Genomic DNA, 21,197 nt, shown 5'->3' with positions numbered 1-21,197 from the left:
TAGAAGCCGCCCAGGTTCGGCGGCAGGAAGTAGCCCACCGAGTTGCTTGCGCGCGCATAGTTGGCGTTGTTGATGGTGCTGTTGCCGCTGACGGTGCTGATCACGTTGGTGCCCGAGCCGTTGGTGCCGAACGGGTCGAACACGGTGTCGTTCCAGAACGTGGGCGTGTAGTCGCGGCCCAGGCGCAGCTCGCCGAAGCCACCCGACAGGCTCACGGTGGAGCGCCGCGCGAAGGTGGAGATGCCAGTGGCGCCGTCGTCGTTGGTGATGGGCGCTTCGAGCCAGAAGCTCGCAGCCAGCCCGCCGCCCAGGTCTTCGGTGCCGCGGAAGCCGATGCGGCTGGAGTTGTAGCCGGAGTTGGCCAGGCTGGTCTTGCTTTGCTTGACCGAGGCGCCCGTGAGCGCGTCGCGCGCGCTGGCCGACTGGTAGGTCACGCCGGCGTCGACGACACCGAACAGCGTGACGGACGATTGGGCAGAGGCCAGGCCACAGACGGCCAGGGCAGCGAATGCCGTGAGGGTTTTCTTCATTCAGGTTTCTCCGGTTTCAGCGGCTCTTCAGCGAGCAGCAGACACGCATGGTCTCGTTCAAATTCGGAGGAATCTTGTGATTGCCCTGGCTTTGCACGGAATGTTGTTTGCGTGCACACGCGAGCAGCGCCCCACGGAAACACCGCGTACGAAAAGTCTCCCAAAAGCCGCGCGATGCTCGGCGACCGAAGGAGTCATCCATGACCATTGCCCTGCAAAGCAACACCGCCGCGACACTGGGCGTGCAGCAGCTCGCCAACGCATTCAGCCCCGCCTTTTCGCACCTGCGCATTCTTCGCGACCTCGTGATTCCCATGCCCGAGGGGCATGCGGCACGCACCGCGCGCATCGATGCCGTGGTGGTGTGCGAGACCGGCGTGTACCTGTTCGAGATCAAGGCCTGGCGCAACGCCTTTGTCTATCGCAAGAAGTCGGACCAGTCGCCGCCGCGCTGGTTCCTGCGGCTCAACGGTTGCAAGAACGCGCGCGAGGTGAAAGACCCCGCATGGCAGGGCGGCCGCAAGACCACGCAATTGCGCAGCCTGTTGCCCGACGACCTGCGGCTGCAGTATTTCGTGCTGCTGCCATGTGAAGGCATCGAGCTCGAGGGCGTGATGCCGGCGGCCGTCGTCACGCAGCAGGACCTTCCCTACATCGCGCGCCTGGTGCGCAACAACGGGCGAACGGCTCGCACCTATCGGTTGCTGGACGCCGAAGGCATCGATCGCACGGTGGAACGGCTGCTGGCGCTGCAGGGAGAAGCCGGCGGCCCGGTCTTGCAGTAGCTTGCCGCGTGTTCGCGGCGCGCGCGCAGGGCACGTTGCGGGGTATCGCCGGACAACGCGGCGCGGCACGCCAGGTAAAGACGCGGTACAGCCCCGACTGCGCTGGGGTAGTCCCAAATTTCTCCGACATTGGCGAAGACCATGCGGCGATGCACTTACCGAAGTCCCTCGCAGCGGCCGCCGTGCTGCTTGCCTCGCTGGCTGCCCTTCCCGCATGGGCCACCGATCCGTTCACCGTGCGCGACATCCGCGTCGAAGGCCTTCAGCGCGTGGAGCCCGGCACCGTGTTCGCCACCCTGGGCCTGAAGGCCGGCGACACCTACGACAACGAGCGCGGCACCAACGCCATTCGCGAACTCTTCAAGCTCGGCCTCTTCAAGGACGTTCGCATCGACGTGAACGGCAACGTGCTGGTGGTGGTGGTCGAAGAACGGCCCACCGTCGCCGACATCGACTTCGTGGGCACCAAGGAGTTCGACAAGGCCGCGCTGCAGAAGGCGCTGCGCGAGATCGGCCTGGCCGAGGGGCAGGCCTACGACAAGGCGCTGGCCGACCGCGCCGAGCAGGAGCTCAAGCGCCAGTACATCAGCCGCAGCCTCTACGACGCCCGGGTGGTCACCACCGTCACGCCGCTCGAGAACAACCGCGTGAACCTGACGTTCACCGTGACCGAAGGCGAACCCGCGCGCATCAGGGAAGTGCATGTGGTGGGCAACAAGGCCTTCAGCGAAAGCACCCTGCTCGACCTGTTCGACCAGGACAGCGGCGGCTGGCTGGCCTGGTACACCAAGTCCAACCAGTACTCGCGCACCAAGTTCAACGGGGACATGGAGACGCTGCGCTCCTACTACATCACGCGCGGCTACCTGGAGTTCCGCATCGACTCGACGCAGGTGGCCATTTCGCCGGACCGCCAGACACTCACCCTCACCGTCAACATCACCGAGGGCGAGAAGTTCGTGGTGGCCGGCGTGCGGCTCGCGGGCGACTACATGGGCCGCGACGACGAGTTCAAGACGCTGGTGACCATTCGCCCCGGCGCGCCCTACAACGGCGATCAGGTGGCGGCCACCACCAAGGCCTTCACCGACTACTTCGGCACCTTCGGCTATGCCTTCGCGCGCGTGAAGGCCGTGCCGGAGATCGACCGCGCGAACAACCGCGTCACCCTGGTGCTGAGCGCCGAGGCCTCGCGGCGCGCGTACGTGCGGCGCATCAACATCGGCGGCAACGCCAAGACACGCGACGAGGTGATCCGCCGCGAGTTTCGCCAGTACGAAGGCGCCTGGTACGACGGCAACAAGATCCGCGCCTCGCGCGACCGCATCGACCGGCTGGGCTTCTTCACCGAAGTGAACGTCGACACCGTCGACGTGCCCGGCTCGCCGGACCAGGTCGACCTGGTGGTGAACGTGGCCGAGAAGCCGACCGGCTCGCTGCAGCTGGGCGCAGGCTATTCGTCCACCGACAAGGTGTCGCTGAGCTTCGGCATCACGCAGGAGAACGTGTTCGGCAGCGGCAACTACCTGGGGCTGAACGTCAACACCAGCTCGTACAACCGCACCATCTCGCTCACGGCCACCGACCCGTACTTCACCAAGGACGGCATCTCGCGCACGCTGAACGTGTTCCACACCACCACGCGGCCCTACTACGAGGCCGACGGCAACTACAAGCTCGCCAGCGACGGTGGCTCGGTGCGCTTCGGCTTTCCGGTGGGCGAGCAGGACACGGTGTTCCTGGGCATCGGCGTGGAGCGCTATTCGTTCACGCCGGGCACCAACGGCAGCTACACGCTGGTCGACGGTTCGTACGTGTACACGGCCACGCCGCAGGCCTACCTGGACTACTTCAAGTGCACGGGCACGGTGCCGAACGTGAGCTGCGCCAAGTCGAACATCGTGGGCATCCCGGCCACGCTGGGGTGGTCCCGCGACGACCGCGACAGCGCGCTGGTGCCCACGAGCGGCAGGCTGCAGAGCGCCAACCTGGAAGTGGGCGTGGGCAGCGAGCTGCGCTACATGAAGTCCAACTACCAATACCAGCAGTACTTTCCGCTGTCCAAGCAGTACACGCTCGCCGTCAACGGCCAGCTGGGTTATGCGCGGGCACTGGGCAACAGCACGTTCCCGATCTTCAAGAACTTCTATGCCGGCGGGCTGGGCTCGATCCGCGGCTTCGAGCAGAACTCGCTGGGGCCGACCGACGCGGTCACGGACGGGGCGCTGGGCGGCACGCGCAAGGCGATCTTCAACATGGAGTTCAGCACGCCCTTCCCCGGCGCGGGCAACGACAAGACGCTGCGGCTGTACTCCTTCTTCGATGCCGGCAATGTGTTCGCCGACCGCACCGCCAGCATGACGGATGCGCAGTGGAAGGCGCAGAACCGCCTTCGCGCGTCGGCCGGCATCGGCATCAGCTGGATCTCGCCGCTCGGGCCGCTGCGGCTGGCGTACGCGGTGCCGCTGCGCTACCAGAAGGCAGACACGGCCAACAACATCGCGGCCGACCGCACGCAGCGCCTCCAGTTCCAGATCGGCACGTCTTTCTGACGGGAGCACGCAAGCCATGGGTCGCATCCTGCTGGTGGAAGACGGGCGCGACAGCGCCTCGCAACTGCTCGCGCACCTGCACGGCGCGGGCCACGAGGTCGAGCAGACCGACGACGCGGCGGTGGCGCTGGCGCGCATCCTGAAGGCGCCGCCGGCGCTCACGCTGCTGGGCACCGAGGACGGCATCGCGGTGCTGCAGGAGGTGCGCTCGCACGGCAACCACCCGGTCATCGTTCTGACGGCCCGGGCGCAGGCGTCCGACCGGCTGCTGGCACTGGATGCGGGCGCCGACGACTGCGTGTGCAAGCCCTTCTCCGCCAGGGAAGTGGTGGCGCGCGTGAACACCGTGCTGCGCCGGCATGCGCAGCGCCAGGACGCCGGCCGGCCCTCGGCTGCGGTGAACTTCGCCGGCGGACCGAGCCGGCGGGGCGATGCCCGGCTGGAGGGCCGCCCGCTCGCGCTCACGCGCCGCGAGTGGCTGCTGCTGCGCACGCTGTCGAACGATCCGGGGCGGGTGTTCACGCGCTCGAAGCTGCTGGAAGCGGCGTTTGCCGAGGCACTCGAGGTGAACGAGCGCGCGGTGGACGGACACATCAAGAACCTGCGCAGGAAGCTGGCGGACGCCGCACCCGCGCACGACTGGATCCGCTCGGTCTATGGCGTGGGCTTCTGCTTTGCGGATCGGCCGGCGGGCTGATCGGCGACCGGGGCGGCCGCGCGCAGGACCTGCGGCACCCGTCGGCAAGCCGGGCATGCCCATGCCCACGCCACCCCGGGGCGGCATCGCTACGGTCGGCGGCATGCCGCCCGGCTGCGGCGACCGATGGGCGAAGCCTGTGGCTGTGTCATGGGTTGTCCTGCTCGTTGTGGGATCCGGCGCCGGCCGCTCGGGTGGCACACCCCTCGGCCCACAGGACGAACAGCGCCCACGCCTGCGCGACCAGCCAGAAAAACACGGTGATCGCACCCAGCAGCGCAAAGTTCAGGTCCGGTGTCATGGCCCCATGTTGCAGCCGCATTCGGGAGGAATGATGGAGAAACATGGGAAAACCGCCTCCCAATTTTCTCCACATTCGAACGACATCATCGGCCTTCTTCCCCTCTACACATCCGCAAGTCCGATCGTCGGGCATGTCGCAGAATGCGGCCATGCCTCCCCCGTGCCCATGCCCCAACTGACCCTTTCCCGCAAGATCTTCCTGGCGCTGGCGGCGCTGCTGATCGTGCTGCTCATCAGCTTCGCGGGGTTGTCGATCATTGCGCTGCAGCGCGGCCTGGGCTCCTATGTGGCCGAGATCGAGATCCGGCGCATGGACTGGCTGTCGCAGCTGGTGCTGAAGAACTACGTGGCCCACGGCGACTGGAAGAACCTGCGCGACAACGACGACGCCTGGCAGCGCCTGCAGATGGGCCGTTTCGCCAATGTGCTCGACAGCGCGGCCGCCAACGGCGACGAGCGGCGCCTGCCGCCCTGGTACGAATACCGCGCCATGCGCGGCGCGCCGCCCGAGGGCGCGCCCCCCGACAGCGCATCCGAGGGGAGCCCGCCGCCGTCCGCGCAGCTCGACCTGCTGGCGCGGCGGCTGCCGGGCATGCCGCCGCCCTGGGTGTTTCCCGATCCGCGCGGCATGCACGACGCCATCTACCAGCGCCTGGCCGTGCTCGACGCGAACGGCGCGCGCGTGGTGGGCGCCGACATCGACCTGCCGAACGCCGCGCGCATGCCGATCCGGCACAACAAGTCGGTCATCGGCTACCTGGCGCTCGCGCCGCTGCAGGGGCTGGAGAGCGAGGCCGACCGCGCCTTCATTGCGCGCCAGTCGGGCGTGATCGTGCTCACGGGCCTGTGCGGCCTGGGCTTTGCGCTCGTGCTGTCGTGGCTGCTGGCGCGGCGCTGGTTCAAGCCCATCGACGAGCTCACGCAGGCCGCGCAGGACGTGGCCCGCGGGCGCCTGTCCACCCGTGTCACCGTGCAGGGCTCGGACGAGCTGGCCCTGCTGGGCAAGACCTTCAACGACATGGCGCAGCGCCTGGACACGGTGGAGGCCTCGCGCCGCGCCTGGCTCGCCGACGCGGCGCACGAGCTGCGCACGCCGCTGGCCGCCATGCGCGCCGAGATCGAGGCGCTGCAGGACGGCGTGCGCACCTTCGACGAACGCACCGCGCTGCGCCTGCACCGCCAGGTGATCCGCCTCGGCCAGCTCGTGGACGACCTGCGCAGCAGCATGCGCGAGCCGCAGGGCGGCCTGCTCACTGCCACGGTGTACCCGCTGTCGCTGCTGAAGGAGGCGCTCGACCACACGCGCGACCGCTTCGCCAAGCGCGCCATCGCCGTGGACCGCAGCGCCATCGACCGCATCGACAGCTTCTCGCAGCCCACCGTGGACGGCGACGCGCACCGGCTGCACCAGGTGTTCATGAACCTGCTGGAGAACACACTGGCCTACACCGACGAAGGCGGCGCGCTGCGCATCGACGTCACCGTGGAAGGCGCATGGACCGGCAACTGCCTCACGCTGCTGTTCGACGACAGCTCGCCCGGCGTGCCCGAGAGCGAGCTGCCGCGCCTGTTCGACCGCCTGTTCCGCGGCGAGACCTCGCGCAGCCGCGAGCACGGCGGCTCCGGGCTGGGCCTGTCGATCTGCCGCGCCACCGTCGAGGCGCACGGCGGCACCATCGACGCGTCGGCCTCGCCGCTGGGCGGGCTGCGCGTGACCGTCACCCTTCCATTGGCCGCACCGTCATGACCCGAATTGCCATCGTCGAAGACGAGACCGACATCGCTTCGGTGGTGCAGGACTACCTGCGACACGCGGGCTACGAGACCACGCATTTCACCGACGGGCAAAGCGCTCTCGAGGGCATCGTGGCCGCGCCGCCCGACCTCACGCTGCTGGACATCATGCTGCCGCGGCTGGACGGCATCGAGGTGTTGCGCCGCGCGCGCGAGCACACGACGCACCCGATCATCATGCTCACCGCGCGCATCGAGGAGGTCGACCGCCTGCTCGGCCTGGAGCTGGGCGCGGACGACTACGTGTGCAAGCCCTTCTCGCCGCGCGAGCTGGTGGCGCGGGTGCGCGCGGTGCTGCGGCGCACCGCCGGCCCCGCGTCCGGCGCACAGGGTTCGGCCTCGGCGGACGAGGGGCCGGGGCTGTTGCTGGACGACGTGCACTGGCGCGCCTCGCTCGAAGGCGCGCCGCTGAACCTCACGCGGCGCGAGTTCGGGCTGCTGCAGGTGCTGTCGCGGCACCCGGGGCGCATCTTCTCGCGCGCCCGCCTGCTGGAGCTGGCCTATGACGACACGGTGGACGTGACCGAACGCGCCATCGACAGCCACGTGAAGAACCTGCGCCGCAAGCTGGGCGCGGTGACGCCGGCACACGACTGGATCCGCTCGGTGTACGGCGTGGGCTTCGCGTGGGAGGCGCCGGCCGAAGCCGGGCACTGAACGCGGCGCGGTGCCGCGTTCTGGCTTCTTTTGTGTGCGGTGGACGATGCGTTGCACGACGGTTGCCGGCGGTCGTCCGCGTCACACATGGCGCGGCGGCACGGGCTTGCGTAGTCCCGCGTAGGACAGCATCCGCCAATCCCGCACCCTCGTGCTCGGGTACGCACTCAGCCTCACACTGCCGGGTTGCAAGCAGGAAGCGCACAGGAGGAAACCCATGTCACACGATGACCGTTCCATGAAGGAAGACGCTTCGAGCCCATCAGGCGCGCCGGGCGGGCTCACCCGGCGCGACGCCGTGTTCGCCGCTGCGGCGGTGGCTGCGCAGGCCGCGCTGTTCGGCTGGCCGGGCACGGGCGGTGCGCAAGCGGCACCAGCGGCTGCGGCCGCAACCACCACGGGCACCGTCGACGGCGAAGCCATGGCGCGCTTCCTCGCGTTTTCCAAGGCCATCACCGGCCACGACGACATCGACCCCACCACCGCGGCCCGCATCCGCGAGGCGATGCTGCAGGGCGACGCCGCCTTCGCGCAGCAGGCCGCCTCGCTCGCGGGCCTGGTGCAGCCCGGCATCGCGCCCGACGCGCTGCTGGGCGCGGCCACCAGCGCCGGCCTGCGCGAAGCGGCGCTGGCCGTGGTCACGGCCTGGTACACGGGCACCGTGGTCGCCGGCCAGAAGACCACCGTGGTCGCCTACGAGCAGGCGCTCATGTACCGGCCCGTGGCCGACGCGCTCACGGTGCCCACGTACTGCAACGAAGGCCCGATGTGGTGGACCGCGGCGCCGCCCGACGTCGGCGTGCCGACACCGCAGGAAGCGGCACGGCCTTCGCCCACGCCGCCCCCGGTGATGCGCAGCCAGTAGGCGCGCCCCCATTCACCCCGCACCCCCTTCGCTTCAACGGCACACACAACACACACATTCCCGATGAAGAAAGCAGCATTCGATTCAGATGGCAACGCGACCGCCGACGTGGTCGTGGTCGGCTCCGGCGTGGTCGGCGCGATGATCGCCGACCAGCTCGCGGGCCAGGGCCACGCGGTGCTCATGCTCGAGGCCGGCCCGCGCATCCAGCGCGCGCAGGCGGTGGAGAACTGGCGCAACATGCCCTTCGCCAACCGCGTGGGCTCCGACTTCCAGGGCCTGTTTTCGCAGTCGCCGCTGGCGCCCGCGCCGCTGTACTTTCCGCCCAACGACTACGTCGGCCTTACGGGGCCCGACGGCAAGGGCTTCCAGCAGGGCTACCTGCGCGTGGTGGGAGGCACCACCTGGCACTGGGCCGCGTCGAGCTGGCGCCACCTGCCGGTGGACCTGCGCATGAAGTCGACCTACGGCGTGGGCCGCGACTGGCCCATCGGCTACGACGAGCTGGAGCCCTTCTACTGCCGCGCCGAGGAGCAGATGGGCGTGGCCGGGCCGAACGACCCGGCGCAGCAGTCGCCCTCGGAGCGCAGCAAGCCCTACCCGATGGACATGGTGCCGTGGAGCTACGGCGACAAGCGCTTCGCCGAGGTGGTGAACGCGCACGGCTACCGCTCGGTGCCGATTCCGCAAGGCCGCAGCACGCGGCCATGGAACGGCCGGCCGACCTGCTGCGGCAACAACAACTGCCAGCCGATCTGCCCGATCGGCGCCATGTACAACGGCATCCACCATGTGCAGACCGCGGAGGCCAAGGGCACCACGCTGCTGCCCGAGGCCGTGGCCTACCGCATCGACACGGACGCGAACAACCGCATCACGGCCGTGCACTGGTACGACAAGGAACGCAAGTCGCACAAGGCCACCGGGCGCCAGTTCGTGATTGCCTGCAACAGCCTGGAAACGCCGCGCCTGCTGCTGCTGGCGGCGAACGACCGCAACCCGAAGGGCATCGCCAACAGCTCCGACCAGGTGGGGCGCAACATGATGGACCACTCGGGCTTTCACTGCACCTTCCTGGCCAACGAGCCGCTGTGGATCGGCCGCGGGCCGGCGCAGAGCAGCTGCCTGGTGGGGCCGCGCGACGGCGCCTTCCGCAGCGAGTATTCGTCGAACAAGATGATCCTGAACAACATCACGCGGGTGGGGCCGGCGACGCAGCAGGCGCTCAAGCTCGGGCTGGTGGGCAAGGCGCTGGACGAAGAGATTCGCCGCCGCGCGGCCTTCGGCGTCGACCTGTCGATCAGCCTGGAGCCGCTGCCCGACCCGAACAACCGGCTCACGCTGAGCGCCACCCGCAAGGACCCGCTGGGCCTGGCCTGCCCCGAGATCCACTACGACGTGGGCGACTACGTGCGCAAGGGCGCGGCGGCGGCGCACAAGCAGCTGGAGCACATCGGCAGCCTGTTCGGCGCGACGGAGTTCAACATCACGACCGCGCTGAACGCCAACAACCACATCATGGGCGGCACCATCATGGGCGCCGACCGAAAGGATTCGGTGGTCGACGGCGACTGCCGCGCGCACGACCACGACAACCTGTGGCTGCCCGGCGGCGGGCCGATTCCCTCGGCCAGCGTGGTCAATAGCACGCTGACGATGGCGGCGCTGGGCCTGAAGTCGGCCGACGCGATCGGCCGCGCACTGGCGAAGGGCTGAGGGCATGACGACCTTGCGTGCATGGGCGGCGACGCTGCTCGTATTCGGCGCTGTCGTCGGCCAGGGCGCCATGGCACAGGAGCCACCGCCGGCCGCGCTCATCGAGAAGGGCCGCCAGCTCGCCGTCGCGGCCGACTGCATGGCCTGCCACACCGCGCCCGCTTCGCTCGGCCTGCCGGGCGGCGGCAAGCCCTTCGCGGGCGGCTACGCCATCGAGTCGCCGCTGGGCACCATCTACGCGACCAACATCACGCCTTCGAAAGCGGCCGGCATCGGCGACTACACCGAGGCCGAATTCGCACGCGCGCTGCGGCAAGGCGTGCGGCGCGACGGCAGCCACCTGTACCCGGCGATGCCGTACACCTCGTACACGCAGCTGAGCGACGAGGACACCGGCGCGCTGTACGCGTACTTCATGCACGGCGTGGCGCCGGTCGACGCCGATGCGGAAAAGACGACGCTGCCCTTCCCCTTCAGCCAGCGCTGGTCGATGGCGATCTGGAACCTGCTGTTCCTGGACAACCAGCGCTTCGTGCCCGACACCACGAAAAGCGCCGAATGGAACCGCGGCGCCTACTTGGCCGGCGCGCTGGGCCACTGCAGCGCCTGCCACACGCCGCGCAACGCGCTGATGGCCGAGCGCGGCGGCCAGGCCCTCGCGGGCGGCGCGGTCGGGCCCTGGTACGCGCCCAACATCACGTCCGACCCGGTGAGCGGCATCGGCGCCTGGAGCGAACAGGAACTGGTGCAGTACCTGCGCACCGGCCGCGTCGAGGGCAAGGCACAGGCCGCGGGCGGCATGGCGGAGGCCGTTCAGAACAGCCTGCAGCACCTGCCCGAAGCCGACCTGCGCGCGATGGCGGTGTACCTGAAGGGCACGCCGCCGATCCGCGACGCGGCGGACAAGGGCAAGGACAGCGACAGCAGCAAACCCGCGCATGCGTGGGGTGCGGCGTCGAGCACCGAGGCCACGCTGCGCGGCAGCCGGCCGTTCAACAGCGTGGCGCGGCTCACCAGCGGCGAGCAGCTCTACAACGGCTACTGCGCCAGCTGCCACCAGTCGAACGGCGCGGGCAGCCGCAACCAGGCCTACCCGAGCCTGTTCCACAACACGGCCACGGGGCTCTCGACTCCGGCGAACCTGGTGGCGGCCATCCTCTACGGCGTGGACCGGCAGGTGGGCGACACGCACGTGCTGATGCCGCGCTTCGACGCGCTCTCGTACGTCGACCCGCTGACTGACGCGCAGATTGCCGACATCTCCAACTACGTGCTGGGACGCTACGGCAACGGCGCGGTGCGGGTGAGCGAAGCGGACGTGGCCTTGTCGCGCGCGGGCGGGCCGCGGCCGCTGCTGGCGCAGGTGCAGCCGTACATCCTGCCGGCGATGGGCGTCGGGCTGCTCCTGCTGGCGTGGCTGGTGCGCCTGTGGTGGGTGCGGCGGCGGCGCGCGCCACGGGCGGCCTGACCCGCACGGTGCCGGGCCTCGGGTCAGCTGGCCGTGGCATGCATCGTGCAAGATCGGCGTCATGCCTCCCCTGTCTCCCGACGCGCTGCGCCAGCGGCTGCGGTCCTTCGCTTCCCGCGCGCAGCCCGTGCGCATTCTTCTCACGCTCGGCAGCCTCATGGCGCTGTGCGGCGCCACCGGCCACCCCGATGCGGTGATTCCGCTGTTCCTGGGCGCCATTGCCAGCGCGCTGGCGGAAACCGACGACAGCTGGCGCGGCCGGCTGCGCGCGCAACTGGTCACGCTGGCCTGCTTCGCCGCCATCGCGTTCGCGGTGGAGGCCGCCTTCGGCCTGCCGCTGCTGTTCATCACCGGGCTGGCGCTCGCGGCCTTCGCGCTCACGATGCTGGGCGCGGTGGAGGCACGCTACAAGGCCATTGCGTACGCCACGCTGATCCTGGCGATGTACGCCACGCTGGGCATCGAGAACATGGCGTCGCATGGGGTTCAGGGGCTGGCCGCGCGCGGACGCGAGCCCTTGCTGCTGCTGGCGGGCGCCGCGTGGTACGGCGTGTTCTCGGTGCTGTGGTGCGCCGTGTTCCCGGCGCAGCCGGTGCAGGCGCGGCTGGTGTCGCTGTTCACGGTGCTGGGCAACTTCGTGCGCTTCAAGGCGTCGCTGTTCGAGCCGCTGCGCGGCATCGACATCGAGCGCAAGCGGCTTGCGCTCGCGCAGCTCAACGCCGAGGTGGTGACGGAGCTGAACGCGGCCAAGGAAAGCATCTTCCGGCGCATCGGCGCACGCGCACCGACCGGGCGGCTGTCGCGCTACCGCGGGCTCTATCTCATTGCGCAGGACGTGCACGAGCGCGCCAGTTCCTCGCACGACGACTACAACGCGCTGGCGGACGCCTTCTTCCACAGCGACCTGCTCTACCGCTGCCAGCGGGTGCTGGGCCTGCAGGGGCTGGCATGCCAGCGGCTGGCCGACTCGATCGCGCGGCGCGAGCCCTTCGACGCGGGCACGGAGACCGTGCAGGCGCTGGCCGACCTGCAGAGCGCCATCGCGCACGAACGAGCCCGGGCGATCGAACATGAGCGGCTCGCATTGCTGGCATCGGTCGAGGCGCTGGCGCGCAACCTGGCGCTGCTCGACGGGCAGCTCGTGGGGGCCAGCCAGCCTTCGGCACGCGCCGGGCGCACGGAGATGGGCCTGTTCGACCGCTCGCCGCGCTCGTGGCACGACGCGGTGGAGCGCGTGCGGCGCCAACTCACGCCGCGCTCGCCGCTGTTCCGGCATGCGCTGCGGCTGTCGATCGCGCTGGTGGCGGGCTACGCGGTGATGCAGGTCATTCATCCCGCGCAGGGCTACTGGATCCTGCTGACCACGCTGTTCGTGTGCCAGCAGAGCTACGGCGACACCATCGCGCGCATGGGCCAGCGCATCACGGGCACCGCGCTGGGCGTGGTGGCGGGCTGGGCGCTGCTGCAGCTGTTTCCGCAGCCGCTGGTGCAGTCGGTGATCGCGGTGGCCGCCGGCGTGGTGTTCTTCGCCACGCGCACCACGCGCTACCTGCTGGCCACCGCGTCCATGACGCTGCTGGTGCTGATGTGCTTCAACCAGGTGGGCGACAGCGGCGTGCTGCTGGTGCCGCGGCTGGTCGACACCGCCATCGGCAGCGCCATCGCGGGCCTGGCCGTGCTGCTGGTGCTGCCGCACTGGCAGGCCAGGCGCATCAACGAACTGGCGGCCGCAGCGCTGCGCGGCCATGCGGGCTACCTGCGGCAGATCGTCGCACAGTACCGCACGGGCGCACGCGACCACCTCGACTACCGGCTGGCGCGTCGCAACGACCACAACGCCGATGCGGCGCTGTCCACCGCGGTGTCGGACATGTTCCGCGAGCCGGGCTTCGTGCGGCCGCGCGCGGGGGTGGCGCTGCGCTTCCTGATCCGCTCGCACACGCTGCTGAGCTACCTCTCGGCCCTGGGCGCCCATCGTTCGGCGCTGCCCGATTCGGCGCAGATGGCGGTGCTGCGCACGGCCGCCGAAGGCGCCATTGCGGCGCTGGAGGGCCTGGCGGCGGGGTTGGACAAGGGCCGCGCGGACGGCCCGGTGGACGCGCAGGCCGAAGCAAGCGCCCGCGCCGCGCTCGTGCAGGCCATTGCCGACAGCGGCAAGGACGGCGCCGGCGGCGACCCGCAGGCGCGAACTTTTCACACGGAACTCGGTCTGATATGGCTGCAGATCGACGCATTGCGCACCCACGCAAGCGAATGGCTGCAGCCTCCAGGCAGCGACACCCCGACCGCGCCGGCCTGAGCGAACATTCCTGCAACCCGGTCGGTTGAAAAAAGGTTGAATTGGCGCGCGACTGATTTGTCACCGCGCGCCGGGTAAAATTAACCCTCATGTCCCGCTGGTTTACCGCCACTGTCCTTGCCTTCATGTTGTCCTGCTACGGCTTTGCCGTGCTTGCCCACAGCATGATCGGTGGCGGCCATGCGCAAGGTGAGACGGCTGCGCAGACCGCCCAGGTGCTCGTGAGCAGCGTGTCGCTGTCCGACGCGTCGGACGGCACCGATGCCGACGTGGCCTCGGACGATTCCCTTTCCGTCGATGAAGCCGGCTCCGAACATGCCGAGCTGGTCGACGCGCGCAACGACGCGCCCGCGCTGCTGCGCTTCACGGAACAGCCGCCCAAGCTGGGCCTGACCACCACCATCGCTCCGTTCCTCGAACGGCCCAAGCGCCCACCCCGGGCCGCTTCCTTCGTCGCCTAGGCCCTCAAAGCCTTCGCGACCGGGCGCCGCCACGGCGCCTGCCCATCGATGCGGGGCTGCCGGGCCTCCGGCCGCACCCGCATCGGCACCCAGACCTTCCCCATTTCGGGCCGCTTGCCATCTGAACGCGTCGTTGCGTCCAGCCAGCGCCGGCCCACCCTTCAAGGAATCAACACAATGAACAACAGCCCTACCGCCTTCAACCCCGGCTTCGAGGCCCCCATCGCCTCGGTGCAGGAACGCAACCGCGTGCTGCGCAACACCTACTGGCTGCTCGCCCTCTCGATGGTGCCCACCGTGCTGGGCGCCTGGATCGGCGTGACGACCGGCTTCTCGCGCGCCATGTCGCCGGGCATCGGCCTGATGGTCTTCCTCGGCGGCGCCTTCGGCTTCATGTACGCCATCGAGAAAACCAAGGAATCTGCCGCCGGCGTGCCGGTGCTGCTGGCCTTCACCTTCTTCATGGGCCTGATGCTGTCGCGCCTGGTCGGCACCGTGCTGGGCCTGGCCAACGGCGCGAGCCTGGTGATGACGGCGTTCGCCGGCACCGGCGCCATCTTCTTCGGCATGGCCACGCTGTCGTCGGTCATCAAGCGCGACCTGTCGGCCATGGGCAAGTGGCTCTTCATCGGCGCCATCCTGCTGCTGGTGGCGGGCATTGCCAACTTCTTCATCCAGTCGAGCGCGCTGATGATGACGCTGTCGGTCGCGGCCATCGGCATCTTCTCGGCCTTCATCCTGCATGACCTGAAGCGCGTGAAGGACGGCCTGGAAACCAACTACATCTCGGCCACGCTGGGTGTGTACCTCAGCATCTACAACGTCTTCCAGTCGCTGCTGGCCCTGCTGGGCATTGCCGGCGGCCGCGACGAGTAATCCCCACGAAGGAATATTTCCATGCGCCTCACCACCAAAGGCCGCTTCGCGGTCACCGCGATGATCGACATCGCCCTGCACGGCCGTTCGGGCCCCGTCACGCTGGCCTCGATCAGCCTGCGCCAGCGCGTGTCGCTGTCGTACCTCGAACTGCTGTTCGGCAAGCTGCGCCGTGCCGACCTGGTCGAATCGACCCGCGGCCCGGGCGGCGGCTACTCGCTCAGCCGCAAGGCGGCGGACATTTCCGTGGCCGACATCGTGCTGTCGATCGAGGAACACGACACCGACAACCGCCGCCGCGAAGCCGGCGAGCCGGGTGAAACCGGCCGCTGCCAGATCGACGACCTGTGGGCCACCGTGAACCTGCGCGCGGTCGAGTTCCTGAAGTCGATCACGCTGCAGGCGCTGGTCGACGAACAGAAGGCCAAGGGCGTGCAGGCCGCCACGCGGCCCGAGCCGCGCCGCGCCGCGCCGGGCGCACCCGCGCGCAAGCCCTTCATCGTCGACGCGCCGAACTCGGTGTTCGCGCTGGGACGACGGCACCAGCAAGGCGCGGGCTGAGGCCTGCGCGCGCCATGCCCCCGGGGGCCCAGCGCCCCCTGGTGTGCCGCCCCCTCAGCGGGGCACTTCGAAGCTCAGCGTCGCCGTGTGGCGCACTTCGTCGTACTTCTTTCCATCGACCGTGACGGCCCCGTTCACGCGTGCCGTCACCTCCAGCACATAGAGACCCGGGAACGGCGTCGCGAGCGACACGGTGCCGTCCTTCGCGGGCTTGAGCACGCGGCGCCAACCTTCCGAGGTATCGACGTTGACCTGCGTGGCCGGCACCGCATCGCCCTTCCACACCAGCTTGAAGGTGTTGCCGCCGGGCTCGGTGGGCACCAGCTCGAGGTCGTTCACGGCCTGGGTCTCGGCGCGGCCCCAGCGGGCCTGGAACTGGGTCAGCGTGGCCTTGTCGCCTTCGCTGCCGGCACGGCTGGCCACGGCGCGCAGGTCGGTGCCCGCTGCACCCGAAATCATCGCACGGCCGGCTTCGGCGGTCAGCGGCAGGCTTTTGCCGTCGGCCAGGAAGGCGCGCGGCGCGGCCACGCTGGCCAGCGGCTGGGCGGTCTTGCCGAGTTCACCCACGCGGGCGATGCCGTTGGCGCCGTCGCGCGACAGCCAGAGGTAGTCGGCCTGGGCGGCACCGGCCGCGACGAGGCATGCGGCAGCCAAGAACCGCGAGCGAAGACGAAAAGAAGAAGGCATGGGTGTGAGCGAAGAACCGGTGAAATGAAATGAAGGCTGCCGCTCAGCGCGGCGACCCGATGAATGCGAAGGCGACCCCCGCACAGCCCGCCACTGCGGCGCAGACCGCGAGCCCTGCTGCGCCGCGCGGGCGGTAAGGCAGCAGCAGCGCGACCGGCAACGCGCCGGCCGACAGAAAGCCCAGCCATGCGACCGCGCCCACCGTGGCGCCCCACGCCATCACGCAGGGCACGGCGGCGGCCGCCAGCAGTGCGGCGCCAGCCACGCGCAGCGGCACGCGCCGCCGCACCGGTACTTCGCGCTGCCGGGTCAGTTGTTCGTGGTGCCGGTCCATGGCAAAGCTCAGGCCGGCCATGCCGGCATAGGCGAGTGCAAGGCCGAGCAGCGAGGCGTACGCGGTCGTCATGTGACGGACCTGCGCAGATGGCGCAGCGCGCCCACGGCCGCAAGACCGAAGGCCACCGCGCCCAATTCGACGCCGGCACTCTCCCAATCGCCCCGCAGCAGTTGCGCCGGCAGGTGGTCGCCCGTGGTCAGCACATTCAGCACCGGCAGCAGCAGGCACAGCGCGGCCAATGCGCCGAGCTGCTCGCGCCACGCCTGTGCCGGTCGGCGAAGGAAGGCATGCAGCAGCGACAGCGCCCACAGCGCGAAGAACACGTACAGCTCCACGCTCGCGCGATGGTCGGTGGCCACCGGCACCAGCCGGTTGGCCCACAGGTAGCCCACGCAGGCCACGGACAGCCCCGCGATCGCCGCGACGTTCAGCGCCTCGACCAGGCGGTAGACCCGTGCGGTCGCGCCGCCGAACTCGCCCAGGTGCTTGTGCCGCCGCTTGACGATGAACAGCACCGCGCCCGAGCCCATCATCGCGGTGCCCGCCAGCCCGCACAGGAAGTACAGCCACTTCATGCCCCAGCCGCCGTAGGTGACCATGTGCAGCCCGTTCATGGCCGACTGCGCGAGCAGGGCCGCGCCGCCGTCGGCCGCGCCCGGCATGCGCACGCGCTGCACCTCGCCGCTGGCGGCCGAGAACAGCGCCATGCCGGTGGTGCCGCCGAGGCGGCGCGCGGATTCGTCTTCGCTGTTCCAGCCATAGACGCCGATGCGCGCGCCCGCGTCGCCCGGGTGGTCGATGACGACCGCGCGCACCGCCTGGCCCATGAGCTGCTGGCCGCGCGCGGCGAAGGGCTCCAGCGCGGGCACGTCCATGGCGCGGCCGGTGCGCGCCGGCTTGGCGCCGTCGCCCAGCTCCGACGCGAACTGCATCTGTGCGGCAGGGCCCGTGCCGTAGTGCAGGACCTTCCCGGCCGGCATGAAGGTGGTGCCCGAAATGACGATGCCGGTGTAGGCGATCATGAATTGGAACGGCAGCGTCAGCACCGCCACCGCGTTGTGCGCGTCCAGCCAGCTGCGCTGGCCCTTCTTCGGCCGGAAGGTGAAGAAGTCCTTGAAGATGCGCTTGTGCGTGATGACGCCCGACACCAGCGCCACCAGCATCGCCATGGCGGCGATGCCCACGATCCACAGGCCGACGGTGCCGGCGTGCAGTTCGTAGTGGAAGTCGACGAAGTGGTGCCCGCCGAGCGTGGCGCGCACCGCGTGGCCGGTCTGCGCCGCCAGGGGCCGGCCGGTCGCCGGGTCGAGCGCGGCCGACACGTACTGGTTGTTCGCATCGAACCAGTACACGTTGAGCTCGCCCCCGCCGCTGGCGTTGGAAGGCCACAGCTCCCACATCCGCGCGCCCGGGTGGTGCTCGGCCATGTAGGCCAGGCCCCAGGCCAGGCGCTGCGCGCGATCGGCCGTGGGTGCAGCCTTCGATGCCGCCTTGGCAGCCTCGGCGGCTTCCTCGGCCCGGTGCTCCGGCGTCATCCAGTGGGTGATGGGCTCGTCGAACACCGCGAGCGTGCCGGTGAGGAACACCGCGAACAGCAGCCACGAGAACCACAGCCCGCACCAGGTGTGCAGCCAGGCCTGGGCCTGGCGGAAGCCGCCCTTCGCACTGCTTTTTTCTTTCTGTCCCGGAGGGGTGGTCATGGTCAGGCACCCGCCCCGCGCAAGGTCCAGCCCAGGCCGGCGAGCACCACGGCCGGCAGCAGCAGGCCCAGCCACACGCGCAGCAACGACACGGGCGAGAACGCCCAGATCACCGCGGCGGTGTAGACGACAAAGCCGAGCTGCATGCCCCCGATCACGGCCTCGGCACGGCCGGCCGGCAGCACGGCGGCGAAGAAGACAGCCGCGGCGGCGGCCAGCGCATAGCCGCCGAACACAGCGGCCGCGACACGGCCCAGCAGCAAAAGCCCTGCGGGCATGGAAGGAAAACGAGAGTTCATCGTGAAAGAAAACGAGGCGCGGAAATGCGCCCCCTTCCTTGCATGACAAACGAAAACGGAAAAAGGGTCATGCCGGGCACAAGAAAGCGCTTTTGCGCCTCTTTCCGTCAGAACTTGTAGTTCAGCGTCGCCACCGCATTGCGCGGCGTGCCGAAGAACGCCTGCCCGTCGACGTTGCTGTAGTACTTCTTGTTGAAGAGGTTCTCGATGTTGAGCTGCAGCGACAGCTTGGGCGTGAACGCATAGCGCGCCATCAGGCTCACGACCGCGAACGATCCTTGCTGGTAGCGCATGTCGACGTCGCCCACGGCGTACGGGGAGTACAAGCGGTTCTGCCAGTTGACCCCGCCGCCCACGGTGAGCCGCTGCCAGCTGCCGGCCAGCCGATAGGTGGTGAACAGCGTGGCCTGCGTGGTCGGCATGGCGGTGTTGATGCGCGCGCCGTCGCCGTCGCGCGCCAGGGTGCGCGCAATGCCTGCGCTCATCTGCCAGCCCGGGGCCAACTCGCCCGACACCTGCAGTTCGATCCCCTTGCTGACGACGCCGCGCGCGCCGTAGTAGGCGCCGTCGGTCGAGTTGGGCACCAGCTTCGTGCCGTCGCGCTGCGCCACGTTCTCCTGCTCGGCGCGGAAGACTGCGATCGAGGTGTTGAGCTTGCCGCCCAGGTGCTCGCCCTTCACGCCCACCTCATGGCTCTTGCCCGTGACGGGGTCCAGGTAGGCGCCGCTCGTGTCGCGGTAGTTCTGCGGCTGGAAGATGTCGGTGTAGCTCGCGTAGACCGAGTAGTTCTCGCTCAGGTCGTACACCAGGCCCGCGTAGGGCGTGAACACGTCGTGGCGGCGCGTGGCGCTGTCGTCCGCGGTCCGGCGGGTCGAGCGCCAGCTGTTCTGCCGGCCGCCCACGATCAGCTTGAGCGAATCGGCCAGCGACAGCCGCGCGGCGCCGTAGTAGCCGGTCTGGCGCGTCTTGGTGACGGCGGACACGTTCAGCGCGCCCCAGGTCGGCTCGGGGTATGAACCGTTCCAGTCGTAGAAGTTGCCGGTGCCAGGCAGCGCGCTGGTGCGCGGGTGGTTGGCCTCCGCATAGCGCGACTGGCTGTTGGCGAGGCCCACCACCAGCTCGTGCTTGCGGCCCAGCAGCTCGAAGGGGCCGGTGGCCTGCAGGTCGAGGCTGTTCTGGCGGAACGCGTGCTCGAAGTAGCCCGGCAGCGAGCCCAGCCCGGTGCCGGTGAGGCGGTCGAGGTCGCCGTACAGGTACAGCAGCTTGGCGTTCTGCTTGCTCTCGCGGTGCGACGCATTGGCCTTGAGCTTCCAGCCGTTGTCCAGGCGGTGCGCGAGGTTCGCGAAGGCCGTGGTCGTCGTGGTGTCCCAGTGGGTCCACGGCGTGCCGATGGTCTTGGAGGTGTCCCAGTTCGCGGCGCCGCCGTCGCTGAAGGTGAGCGGCAGGCCACCCCAGGTCGACGAAGTCGGCCGGTTGCCCTGGGAGTCGATGCCCACGCTCAGGGTGGTGTCGGGCGTGAGGTCGGCGTCGACCACGCCGTACAGCACGTGCTTGCGGCCGTGGTACATGTCGATGAAGGAGTCGCGGTCCTCCGTCATGCCGATGATGCGGGCGCGCACGCGGCCGTCTTCGGTCAGCGGCGTCTGCAGGTCGACCGTGGCGCGGCGCAGGTTCCACGAGCCCAGCGCCAGCGACGCGCTGCCGGCGAACACCTTGCTGTCGGCATGCTTGCGCACCAGGTTGACCGAGGCCGACGGGTTGCCCGCGCCGGTCAGCAGGCCGGTGGAGCCGCGCACGACCTCGATGCGGTCGTACAGCACCGGGTCGTTGTTGGAGGCGCCGAAGAAGTCGGTGGTGACGGTGGTGGGCACGCCGTCGTACTGGTAGTTGTCGATGTAGAAGCCGCGCGCGTACAGGTCGGTGCGGTCGCTGTCGGAACTCACGGCAAACACGCCCGGCACGCTCTTCATGGCCTGGCCGAGCGACAGCAGGTTCTGGTCGTCGATCTGCTGGCGCGTGAGCACGGTGACCGACTGCGGCGTGTCGCGCAGCGACAGCGACAGCCCGGTGGCCGCGGCCGTGGCGGGCGTGGTGTACGCGCCGGTGCCTTCGGTGGTGCCGCTGCGGTCGGCTTCGGCCACCACGGTGACGGGCAGCAGCGTGTCGACGCCGGCCTGGGCGGCGGTGCCCGCGTTCGCCTCGCGGCGGCTCAGCGTGTAGTTGCCGTCGGTGCGCGCCACCACCTGCAGGCCGCTGCCGGCGAGCAGGCGGTCGATGGCTTCACGCGCGGTGTAGCGACCCGAAACGGCCGGGCTGCTGCGCCCCTGCGTCAGCGCGGGGTCGAACGACAGCGCGATGCCGCTGCCGACGGCAAAGGTGGCGAGCGTGCGGCCTAGCGGGCCGGCGGGAATGTCGTAGGCCCTGGCGCTGGCGGCGTCCAGCGACACGGCACCGGCCGCGAAGGCGGGCAACCCCGCGCCGGCCAGCCCGCCGAGGGCGAGCACCATCAGGGCATGGCGAAGGGCGGTGTTCAGGCGGCGCTCTGCAGGCGGGCGCGGAACGGACGGACGGGATGCGAACATGGAAACAGGCCTTTCGGTTGGGCAACGG

Annotated in this window: 19 protein-coding genes; 12 read left to right on the top strand and 7 right to left on the bottom strand. The window is 69.7% G+C overall.

Translation table 11 applies throughout. The annotated features are described in order from the left end of the window. The coding region (locus AC1DJH_RS32250) for a porin (protein WP_478188501.1) at positions 1 to 530 on the bottom strand (530 nt) is incomplete at its 3' end. A gap of 200 nt (positions 531 to 730) precedes the next feature. Between AC1DJH_RS32250 and AC1DJH_RS32245 the strand changes: the two genes are divergently transcribed. The 3 genes from AC1DJH_RS32245 to AC1DJH_RS32235 all read left to right on the top strand — a co-directional run bounded on the left by AC1DJH_RS32245 (position 731) and on the right by AC1DJH_RS32235 (position 4,564). Beyond that, on the top strand, positions 731 to 1,315 hold the full coding sequence (locus AC1DJH_RS32245; protein ID WP_478188500.1) for a nuclease-related domain-containing protein: 585 nt from the start codon (positions 731 to 733) through the stop codon (positions 1,313 to 1,315). Positions 1,316 to 1,464: 149 nt separating this feature from the next. Continuing rightward, complete coding sequence (gene bamA, locus AC1DJH_RS32240) at positions 1,465 to 3,867, top strand: outer membrane protein assembly factor BamA (protein ID WP_478188499.1); 2,403 nt, start codon at positions 1,465 to 1,467, stop codon at positions 3,865 to 3,867. Positions 3,868 to 3,883: 16 nt separating this feature from the next. Then, positions 3,884 to 4,564, top strand: a complete 681-nt coding sequence (locus tag AC1DJH_RS32235) for a winged helix-turn-helix domain-containing protein (protein WP_478188498.1) — start codon at positions 3,884 to 3,886, stop codon at positions 4,562 to 4,564. A 148-nt stretch (positions 4,565 to 4,712) separates the two neighbouring features. Here AC1DJH_RS32235 and AC1DJH_RS32230 read toward each other — a convergent pair whose 3' ends face one another. Continuing rightward, on the bottom strand, positions 4,713 to 4,865 hold the full coding sequence (locus tag AC1DJH_RS32230) for a hypothetical protein (protein ID WP_478188497.1): 153 nt from the start codon (positions 4,863 to 4,865) through the stop codon (positions 4,713 to 4,715). 168 nt (positions 4,866 to 5,033) lie between these two features. Between AC1DJH_RS32230 and AC1DJH_RS32225 the strand changes: the two genes are divergently transcribed. From AC1DJH_RS32225 to AC1DJH_RS32185, 9 genes are all read left to right on the top strand, one after another. Further along, entirely contained in the window at positions 5,034 to 6,614 is a 1,581-nt protein-coding gene (locus AC1DJH_RS32225) for an ATP-binding protein (RefSeq protein ID WP_478188496.1), read from the top strand. Continuing rightward, positions 6,611 to 7,318, top strand: a complete 708-nt coding sequence (locus AC1DJH_RS32220; RefSeq protein ID WP_478188495.1) for a response regulator — start codon at positions 6,611 to 6,613, stop codon at positions 7,316 to 7,318. The genes AC1DJH_RS32225 and AC1DJH_RS32220 overlap by 4 nt, the downstream gene beginning before the upstream one ends. A 217-nt stretch (positions 7,319 to 7,535) precedes the next feature. After that, positions 7,536 to 8,183 (top strand): sugar dehydrogenase complex small subunit, encoded by a 648-nt coding sequence (locus AC1DJH_RS32215; protein WP_478188494.1) that lies wholly within the window; start codon positions 7,536 to 7,538, stop codon positions 8,181 to 8,183. 63 nt (positions 8,184 to 8,246) lie between these two features. Then, a complete protein-coding gene (locus tag AC1DJH_RS32210) occupies positions 8,247 to 9,899 on the top strand; it encodes a GMC family oxidoreductase (RefSeq protein WP_478188493.1) in 1,653 nt (550 codons plus the stop codon). Between the two features lie 4 nt (positions 9,900 to 9,903). Beyond that, on the top strand, positions 9,904 to 11,367 hold the full coding sequence (locus AC1DJH_RS32205) for a c-type cytochrome (protein WP_478188492.1): 1,464 nt from the start codon (positions 9,904 to 9,906) through the stop codon (positions 11,365 to 11,367). Positions 11,368 to 11,428: 61 nt separating this feature from the next. Next, on the top strand, positions 11,429 to 13,666 hold the full coding sequence (gene yccS / locus AC1DJH_RS32200; RefSeq protein ID WP_478188491.1) for a YccS family putative transporter: 2,238 nt from the start codon (positions 11,429 to 11,431) through the stop codon (positions 13,664 to 13,666). 89 nt (positions 13,667 to 13,755) lie between these two features. Then, entirely contained in the window at positions 13,756 to 14,127 is a 372-nt protein-coding gene (locus AC1DJH_RS32195) for a hypothetical protein (protein WP_478188490.1), read from the top strand. A gap of 177 nt (positions 14,128 to 14,304) precedes the next feature. Continuing rightward, positions 14,305 to 15,003, top strand: a complete 699-nt coding sequence (locus tag AC1DJH_RS32190) for a Bax inhibitor-1/YccA family protein (protein ID WP_435437186.1) — start codon at positions 14,305 to 14,307, stop codon at positions 15,001 to 15,003. A 21-nt stretch (positions 15,004 to 15,024) separates the two neighbouring features. Continuing rightward, positions 15,025 to 15,564: an Rrf2 family transcriptional regulator gene (locus AC1DJH_RS32185; RefSeq protein WP_435437185.1), complete on the top strand. Its 540-nt coding sequence runs from the start codon at positions 15,025 to 15,027 to the stop codon at positions 15,562 to 15,564. A gap of 54 nt (positions 15,565 to 15,618) precedes the next feature. On the opposite strand, the gene AC1DJH_RS32180 is transcribed toward AC1DJH_RS32185, so the two are convergent. The 5 genes from AC1DJH_RS32180 to fhuE all read right to left on the bottom strand — a co-directional run bounded on the left by AC1DJH_RS32180 (position 15,619) and on the right by fhuE (position 21,169). Continuing rightward, positions 15,619 to 16,218, bottom strand: coding sequence for a hypothetical protein (locus AC1DJH_RS32180; protein WP_478188489.1), 600 nt, complete (start codon positions 16,216 to 16,218; stop codon positions 15,619 to 15,621). Positions 16,219 to 16,294: 76 nt separating this feature from the next. Next, positions 16,295 to 16,657, bottom strand: a complete 363-nt coding sequence (locus AC1DJH_RS32175; protein ID WP_478188488.1) for a DUF3325 domain-containing protein — start codon at positions 16,655 to 16,657, stop codon at positions 16,295 to 16,297. After that, positions 16,654 to 18,288, bottom strand: coding sequence for a PepSY-associated TM helix domain-containing protein (locus AC1DJH_RS32170; protein ID WP_478188487.1), 1,635 nt, complete (start codon positions 18,286 to 18,288; stop codon positions 16,654 to 16,656). Before AC1DJH_RS32170 ends, AC1DJH_RS32175 begins: the two co-directional genes overlap by 4 nt. Positions 18,289 to 18,290: 2 nt before the next feature. Continuing rightward, positions 18,291 to 18,566: a DUF3649 domain-containing protein gene (locus AC1DJH_RS32165; RefSeq protein WP_478188486.1), complete on the bottom strand. Its 276-nt coding sequence runs from the start codon at positions 18,564 to 18,566 to the stop codon at positions 18,291 to 18,293. Positions 18,567 to 18,694: 128 nt separating this feature from the next. Then, a complete protein-coding gene (fhuE, locus tag AC1DJH_RS32160) occupies positions 18,695 to 21,169 on the bottom strand; it encodes a ferric-rhodotorulic acid/ferric-coprogen receptor FhuE (protein WP_478188485.1) in 2,475 nt (824 codons plus the stop codon). Between the last annotated feature and the right edge of the window lie 28 nt (positions 21,170 to 21,197).

Source organism: Variovorax sp. 10N412, from assembly GCF_056394985.1.
The sequence above is the reverse complement of the archived record's forward strand: the minus strand, read 5'-3'. Positions and strand labels throughout refer to the sequence as shown.

What these genes read in the sequence shown, in the direction of transcription:
- AC1DJH_RS32245 (WP_478188500.1), top strand. Translation starts at nt 731, where the DNA reads ATGACCATTGCCCTGCAAAGCAACACCGCCGCGACACTGGGCGTGCAG.
- bamA (WP_478188499.1), top strand. Translation starts at nt 1,465, where the DNA reads ATGCACTTACCGAAGTCCCTCGCAGCGGCCGCCGTGCTGCTTGCCTCG.
- AC1DJH_RS32235 (WP_478188498.1), top strand. Translation starts at nt 3,884, where the DNA reads ATGGGTCGCATCCTGCTGGTGGAAGACGGGCGCGACAGCGCCTCGCAA.
- AC1DJH_RS32230 (WP_478188497.1), bottom strand. Translation starts at nt 4,865, where the DNA reads ATGACACCGGACCTGAACTTTGCGCTGCTGGGTGCGATCACCGTGTTT.
- AC1DJH_RS32225 (WP_478188496.1), top strand. Translation starts at nt 5,034, where the DNA reads ATGCCCCAACTGACCCTTTCCCGCAAGATCTTCCTGGCGCTGGCGGCG.
- AC1DJH_RS32220 (WP_478188495.1), top strand. Translation starts at nt 6,611, where the DNA reads ATGACCCGAATTGCCATCGTCGAAGACGAGACCGACATCGCTTCGGTG.
- AC1DJH_RS32215 (WP_478188494.1), top strand. Translation starts at nt 7,536, where the DNA reads ATGTCACACGATGACCGTTCCATGAAGGAAGACGCTTCGAGCCCATCA.
- AC1DJH_RS32210 (WP_478188493.1), top strand. Translation starts at nt 8,247, where the DNA reads ATGAAGAAAGCAGCATTCGATTCAGATGGCAACGCGACCGCCGACGTG.
- AC1DJH_RS32205 (WP_478188492.1), top strand. Translation starts at nt 9,904, where the DNA reads ATGACGACCTTGCGTGCATGGGCGGCGACGCTGCTCGTATTCGGCGCT.
- yccS (WP_478188491.1), top strand. Translation starts at nt 11,429, where the DNA reads ATGCCTCCCCTGTCTCCCGACGCGCTGCGCCAGCGGCTGCGGTCCTTC.
- AC1DJH_RS32195 (WP_478188490.1), top strand. Translation starts at nt 13,756, where the DNA reads ATGTCCCGCTGGTTTACCGCCACTGTCCTTGCCTTCATGTTGTCCTGC.
- AC1DJH_RS32190 (WP_435437186.1), top strand. Translation starts at nt 14,305, where the DNA reads ATGAACAACAGCCCTACCGCCTTCAACCCCGGCTTCGAGGCCCCCATC.
- AC1DJH_RS32185 (WP_435437185.1), top strand. Translation starts at nt 15,025, where the DNA reads ATGCGCCTCACCACCAAAGGCCGCTTCGCGGTCACCGCGATGATCGAC.
- AC1DJH_RS32175 (WP_478188488.1), bottom strand. Translation starts at nt 16,657, where the DNA reads ATGACGACCGCGTACGCCTCGCTGCTCGGCCTTGCACTCGCCTATGCC.
- AC1DJH_RS32170 (WP_478188487.1), bottom strand. Translation starts at nt 18,288, where the DNA reads ATGACCACCCCTCCGGGACAGAAAGAAAAAAGCAGTGCGAAGGGCGGC.
- AC1DJH_RS32165 (WP_478188486.1), bottom strand. Translation starts at nt 18,566, where the DNA reads ATGCCCGCAGGGCTTTTGCTGCTGGGCCGTGTCGCGGCCGCTGTGTTC.
- fhuE (WP_478188485.1), bottom strand. Translation starts at nt 21,169, where the DNA reads ATGTTCGCATCCCGTCCGTCCGTTCCGCGCCCGCCTGCAGAGCGCCGC.